This is a genomic window from Ruminobacter sp. RM87 (assembly GCF_000701925.1).
Lineage (GTDB): Bacteria > Pseudomonadota > Gammaproteobacteria > Enterobacterales > Succinivibrionaceae > Ruminobacter > Ruminobacter amylophilus.
In genome coordinates this window covers 1-6,886 of record NZ_JNKD01000084.1, presented here as the reverse complement: position 1 = coordinate 6,886, position 6,886 = coordinate 1, and the positions used below count along the sequence as shown (strand labels likewise).

The following is a 6,886-nucleotide window of genomic DNA, read 5'->3' as shown; positions in this document are numbered from 1 at the left end:
TATCTGAAAGAGCTTATAAGTGACCAGAGTATGGAACTGTTTCCTCCTAAATCTCTTAAGTAACTGACGAATAGGATAATCGGCAATTATGCCGGTTGTCCTTCAGTGGTAACATATTAAGGTTAAGCGTGGTAAAGTAAAAAAGTTAACAATGGACTGTTAATTAGATTAATCGTGGTAAACAAATCTGGCAGAAAAAATTATAGATGGCCTGATAATTAAGTTAGAGGTGGTAAACTATTTGGTTAACGATGGTAAAGTAATTTGGTTAAAACTGGCCTACTAAATCACATTACGTCCAAGCTCGTTAAGCAGCACTGAGTAAAAAACAGAACGGTGGCTACGTTGACTGCAAGTTCAAACACCTCTCTGTTAACATAAAAGATAATATATTAGATATTTTTCTCAACTGAAAGAATTGGTCTGTCGGCAGGAAGCAGTCACTGTTCCTTCATCTGAAAAGCATGTCTACTGTGTCAGCATGTGTCTGCTTAAAATTTCCGAGAATCCTGTAAGGGCCAATTCACGCTTCATGCTCGTTCCGTATTGACGCCTCCGTTTATGGAAGTCTGATCAGGTATGCTCACATGCCTCGGAAAGAAGGGAATTCTTTTGCCGGAGTGCGGGAAAATATGGTAAAGATTGCAGGAAAGGCTGTTTTTTTAGGAGAGCAGAATTCATGAGGTGGTGACGATATCTTTCGGAATGATGTTCGGAAGGATATCGATAATAATTTGACATCCTTCCGAATAATGTTTATGCTGTGGTAAATGACCGATGCAATTGGAGAATGCCTATATGAAATCCTGTAAGGAAATGTCTGCAGTATGGAGTATATCAGAACGCAGAGTAAGGGAATTCTGCGAGGAAGGAAAGATTCCGGGGGCTGTTAAACTCGGAAGACAGTGGCAGATACCTGACGGAGCAGAGCGCCCCGCTGACAGTCGCATAGTTACCGGGAGATACGTTAAGTCTGGTGGGGCGAACGGCAGAAAACCGCTTCCGGTCGGGATTTCTGATTATATCCGGGCGCAGTCTGAATACTATTATGTGGACAAAACTCTTTTAATCAGGGATTTTCTGGATCGCAAAGCTCTTGTATCGTTGTTTACGAGACCAAGAAGATTCGGAAAGACTCTGAACATGGATATGCTGAGAGTCTTTTTTGAAATATCGGATGAGGATACGGGCCGGTATTTTGCTGACAAAGCCATTTGGCAGTGTGGCGAGGAGTACAGGTGCCATCAGGGAAAATATCCCGTAATTTTTCTGACATTTAAAGACGTTAAATATGATTCTTGGCAAGCAACGTTTGCAAAGATCTCTGGATTGCTTCAGGAAGAATTCGGGAGACACTCCGAACTTGGAAACAGTGACAGGCTTGCTAAATATGAGAAGGAATATTTTGAGAAGGTTCTGAATGGTGAGGCTGATGAAGTAGAACTTTCCTCATCTCTTCAAAAACTGTCAAAAATGCTTACTGTTCATTACAACAAGGCTCCAATCATCATTATTGACGAGTACGATACTCCGATTCAGGAAGAATATTCGAAAGAGTTTTATGATGAGATTGTGGGATTTATGAGGAATTTTTTTTCCGGTGCATTCAAAGATAACAGTAACCTGTCATATGGTTTCCTTACCGGTATCTTAAGAATAGCGCAGGAGAGTATATTCAGTGGTCTGAACAATCTGGCTGTCAGTTCGGTCATGGATGAGGAGTACGACGGTTATTTCGGGTTCACTAAACAGGAAGTTGGAGAAATGCTTTCTTACTACGGAGCCTCTGACAAAGCTGATGAGCTTAGGAATTGGTATGACGGCTATTTTTTCGGAAGTAAGGAAATATATAACCCATGGTCAGTAATCAATTATCTTTCCAAGGGATGTCTGCCACAGGCATATTTGGTGAACACCGGAAAAAATGAAGTTCTGGAAGATGTTTTGGATGCGGCAACGGATGATATCTCTGAAAAACTGTATTCACTTCTTCGTGGCGAACCTGTTATTGCTAGAATCGATCAGAACGTCGTGTACAGATCTTTAGCAGATGATCCTGCTAACATCTACAGCCTGCTTTTGGTTGCCGGCTATCTGAAAACCGTGAAGAAGGTTCTTCAGGGAGATGGAGCCTGGCTGTGTGAGGTTGCCATTCCAAACAGAGAGACTGCTGCAGTATATAAAAGTGAAATTCTTTCACATCTTATGCAGATTGGTGCGATGAGGAGAGCTACGGCCAACAAGATTGCAGAAAGCCTCTATGCACGGGACACAAAGAAACTTCAGGACGGAATCGAAGAGTATATGAAGAACAGCATCAGTTTCTATGATGCAGGTGCTGAAGGGTTTTATCATGGCCTGGTTCTTGGTTTAATCGCATTGATGGATAATCAATACAGGATCAGATCCAACAGGGAATCCGGTGACGGACGATATGATATCTGCATGATTCCGAGAGATAATAAGTATCCCGCTATACTAATGGAACTGAAATGGAATAAAGAACTGAATGAAGAGAATCTGGATGCGTTATCCGCAGAGGCTCTTAATCAGATAAACGTAAAAGGTTATGATGCCGAAATAAGAACTGAAGGTATAGCTGACATCATAAAATTCGGGATTGCCTTTTCAGGAAAAAAGGTCAAGATACGAACGGAATAAATTGCGGCATAACATATCTTCCTAATTCCTTTTTTTATCCTATGAATCAGTATGGTAGTGATGTTAGATGTTTAACAGAGTGTTCAATGATTTATTTTGATTGCCTGAAATACGTATTGAAATTACCGTTGTTCGGAAAAGCGGTGATGAAAAGAATTCTGTACTTAATTCCTGTCGGGATATTACGGACTAAATAATAAAAGGCATTATTGATAACAGCTTTGAATCTCTGACGGTAAATTATAAATTTACCGGATGTCGGAAAAAAAGCGAAAGTCTGGAAAAAACTGAGCAGAAACATCAGAATTAGCAGCAGTTCGCCGTACTGAATGCAGATGCCAATAAAAAAACATTTATTCAGGGGTAATGGTGATACCTATCATCGTGGTGGTACCGTCAGCATTGTTCCATACCACATGAGGTCTGATACCTTCAATCATAAAGGCTTCGTTTTCGTGAATTATTACCGTTTCGTCATCATATTCCACTCTGGACTCACCTGATGTAACGATAAACAGGTGTTATGAGGATGACTGTGCTTTTTGTCCAAGGAACCAATGGAATGGTGCGAGATGTGATGCGTTATGCTCAACAGGATAACGGCACATTGGATGTGGTGTTAAAAATGGTTAATCATTAGACAGAATACAGAAAATATTTCTTAGATAAATCTAAAAAATATATTTACATCACAAAATTGAAATCAGATGTCTCCTTTTGCTGTTCAAAAAAAAAACAAATGTAAACTTAAATTAAGAAGAATGACTAATGGAGGGTTATTATGTCTTTATCTGATGAAATCAATGAAGTGCTCGAATCTGAGCAGAAGGAACAATTTAAGAAAAAGTTGGCTAAAAAGCTATTTTTTCGAGACGAAAACGGAGAAGTGTATGAGATTTACAATTTACCTTCCTACATGGGGAACGACTTTATTTATGATTTTTTGAATGAAAGTGGTGAAAAAACTTTAAAGAAATGGTCAGAAAACATGTTAAAAAGCGATACTGCAATTAATGATTTTGATTGCGAAAGTGCTTTTGAGGAACTGTTAGAATCATGCGATCGTAAAGCCGATGTTGTTTTTGAAAAGCTTATTGACCGAGAAAGTCTGAAGCTTACCGATCTAGGTGCAAAGTTTATTCGAAATATTCCATGTGAGTTAGACACAATAGATCCAGAAACTAATGTTGGTGGAATGCTTGTGTTTACGACTAGTACCGGTAACCAAATTGATGAAAAGCTACAGGAACTTGGAGTAATAAAAGTGCTTGAAGATTGTAAAACTAAGATCTACGGCGCTTTAAAGTGCCTGACGGAGAGTGTTCCTTGGTTTGATCCTGCTGCTTTTTTAGGTATGGAAGGAAATATAATGGGTGATCCAATAACCATTGCTGCAATGGTGTTTTCTGGATCAGGTTATCAGAACGATAAAGAATTACATGTTTTATTTGAAAAGGCGTTTGGTGATACAAAATATAGTGTTCTTAGGAATCATGGAGTTTTGGGGAGATCGTTTTGCAAAGTTTATATATTAGTTAAATTCCAATACTTTTTTATATTCTGCGCTGAGAAGTTCCGCACATTATAAGTACGATAAAATAGACAGGTGACTGCTGTGTCTTCGCCTGTCTTTTCGTTTAGGTCAGAAATACCTGTGAGAGCAAAGTAAGGAGATATGTCATGCCATTACCATTTCTTGTATGGGGAGTACTTGCGGCCGGCGGTGCTATGGCTGGTGCCAAAACGATTAAAGCCGTAAAGGACAACAGTAAAGCTTCATATTACTCTGAACGTGCCGGTGAAATTATATCATCAGCTTCTGAGAAAGCCGATGAGTGCAGGAAAAGTGCTAATGAGTCCATAGAGTCTTTGGGAAGAGTAAAACTTGAGACGGTTGATCGGACAATCGGCAGTTTTCTGAAAACGTTCGGAAAAATAAAAAACGTTAATTTTTCGGAGGTAGATACAGTATCCGAGTTTAAAAATCTGAATCTGGACAGTGCCAATATAGCGGAGCTTTCAAAAATGACCGTAATTGCATCAGATGTCCTTAAAGGTACTGTAAGTGGTGGTTTAGCCGGAGCTGCCGCGGCTTATGGGGCTTACGGTGCCGTCGGCTGGTTCGCGTCAGCGGGTACGGGAACTGCAATTTCGGGACTGAGCGGGGCGGCTGCAACTAATGCCACGCTTGCCTGGCTTGGCGGTGGAACCCTTGCTGCCGGAGGTGGCGGAATCGCTGCAGGAACAATGGTGCTTGGCGGTATTGTTGCCGTTCCGGCTCTTCTTATTCTGGGTTGCGTTATGGGGGCAAAGGCCAGTAAGAATCTTGAGGAGGCAAAGTCAAATTTCGCAAAGGCCAATGATTATGCCGAACAGATGGAGCTTCTGTGTTCGACCTGTAATAAGATTTCCGAACACGCAGACTTTATGCGAAAGGCTATAACCGTATTGGCCAAAGTATGTGATAGAGGGGTAGTAAACCTCGAGAAAACGATAGATGAGTACGGTACTGAATGGAACTCTTTCCCCTCTGATGCCAAGAATAAGGTGGCAGTGCTTGGGGCGGCCGTTAAACTGCTGAAAACGCTTCTTGATAAGAAAATACTTACTGAATCCGGAAAGCCTTCGGATGAATCAGATCCTGAACGCATTAAACAGGAATATCCGGATCTTGTCGCAATTTCTTAGTACGGTATTGGTTTTACGTCCGTAACGGTGTTTTTATGACAAAGAAAAATCATTTCCCTGAAAACATGAAAAAAAGCAGGTTTGAAAGCCTGCTTGACGGAGCCATTCTCGGGGCTGCTAATGATCCTGTGGGCAGATACGGGGATGCCGTGAAGGAGCACCTGTATGTCTATACAGGTACCGATGCTGAAAATCATGCAATGGATCTTAAAAAAGGCCTCAGGGATATTGGTGAGCATAAGATAAATCCGGAGTATGCGGAACAGAATCTTAAGCAGCAGTCCGGTTTTTCGGCTGAACTTAAGTATCAGGCCAGAAAGAATGCTAAATACAGAATTAACGGAGATAAGAAAAGAATAGTTGCCACAGACCTTAAGAACAGTGGCGAGTATGATGAGCTTTTTGACCATTATGAAACGAAGGACGGCAGAATAGTCAGCATGATGCAGATGAAGTTTGTCGGCAATGATGTTAAGTCATGTGTTGATAAGCTGATGTCCGGAGATTATCAGAAGTATATTGATAACGGAGCAGATTTTACCCTTCCTTCGGATTATTTCCAAACGGATGAAAACGGAGTTCCCAAGATTCAGTCAGAGCTTGACAAGCGAATCGATAAGCTTCAGAAGCAGATTGATTCGGGAAAATGTCAGGATGACGTAGTTAAGCAAAAATCTGAGCAGATAGATAAACTTAAGAAGTTGAAGTCACGGGTAAAGGACAGTGGCATTTCCAAGGATGATGCCGTTTTTGCCAGAGAGCATCCTTTTCTTTCAACAGCTGCCGATGTCGTAAAACTATCCAACCGAGCAGGACTTGAACAGGCTGGAAATGCCGCGGTAATCGGTGGTTCAGTTGCCGTTATCAAAAATATCTGTGAGTATTACAGGGGGAATATTGACGCTAAGGATGCTGTCTGTGACATAGCAAAAACAACGGGAAAGGCTGCCACCGGAGGATATGCCGTAGGTTTTTTCGGCTCTGCGCTTAAGGGGACAATGCAGAATTCAGGGAAGGATGTTCTGCGTAACCTTTCAAAAACCAATCTTCCTGCTGCCATGGTCAATATGACTCTGGAAGCGGGTAAGTCCCTTCATGCCTATCTTAACGGTACCATAGACGGTGCCGAATGTCTGGAACGGATGGGACAGAGTGGTTTTTCAATGGTGGTGGCTTCGATGTCGGCAACGGTGGGGCAGGTAGTCATTCCGATTCCGATAGTAGGAGCTGTAATCGGTTCGGCTCTCGGTTATGCCCTGTCATCAGCATGTTACGGCTGTCTTGTAAGTTCTCTTAAGGACGCAAAATTATCCAGGGAAAACAGAATAAGGATAGAACGCGAATGCCAGGAACATATCAAATTCATCAGACAGTGTCGGGAAGAACTGGAGAAATATTTCGATGACAGACTGAATTTTTATAAACAGGCATTTTATGAAGGCTTTACTGAAATCAGCCGAGCCTGCGATACGGGGGATTACGACGGTTTTATAGGAGCCTGTAACAAACTGAACTCCAAGATGGGAGGTAAAAACAT

5 protein-coding genes are annotated in these 6,886 nt (G+C 41.5%); 4 read left to right on the top strand and 1 reads right to left on the bottom strand.

Features of this window, described 5'->3' with window-relative positions:
- Window positions 1–798: 798 nt before the first annotated feature.
- A complete protein-coding gene (locus T489_RS0111590) occupies window positions 799–2,661 on the top strand; it encodes an AAA family ATPase (protein WP_031580188.1) in 1,863 nt (620 codons plus the stop codon).
- A 353-nt stretch (window positions 2,662–3,014) separates the two neighbouring features.
- Here T489_RS0111590 and T489_RS15005 read toward each other — a convergent pair whose 3' ends face one another.
- Complete coding sequence (locus T489_RS15005; RefSeq protein ID WP_255327018.1) at window positions 3,015–3,173, bottom strand: hypothetical protein; 159 nt, start codon at window positions 3,171–3,173, stop codon at window positions 3,015–3,017.
- Between the two features lie 269 nt (window positions 3,174–3,442).
- Between T489_RS15005 and T489_RS0111570 the strand changes: the two genes are divergently transcribed.
- The 3 genes from T489_RS0111570 to T489_RS0111560 form a co-directional block, all read left to right on the top strand.
- The gene (locus T489_RS0111570) at window positions 3,443–4,249 is read left to right on the top strand and encodes a hypothetical protein (protein WP_031580185.1); all 807 of its coding nucleotides are present in this window, start codon (window positions 3,443–3,445) and stop codon (window positions 4,247–4,249) included.
- Window positions 4,250–4,341: 92 nt separating this feature from the next.
- The gene (locus tag T489_RS0111565) at window positions 4,342–5,349 is read left to right on the top strand and encodes a hypothetical protein (RefSeq protein ID WP_051622099.1); all 1,008 of its coding nucleotides are present in this window, start codon (window positions 4,342–4,344) and stop codon (window positions 5,347–5,349) included.
- A 35-nt stretch (window positions 5,350–5,384) separates the two neighbouring features.
- On the top strand, window positions 5,385–6,886 hold a 1,502-nt coding region (locus T489_RS0111560), incomplete at its 3' end, for a hypothetical protein (protein WP_031580182.1).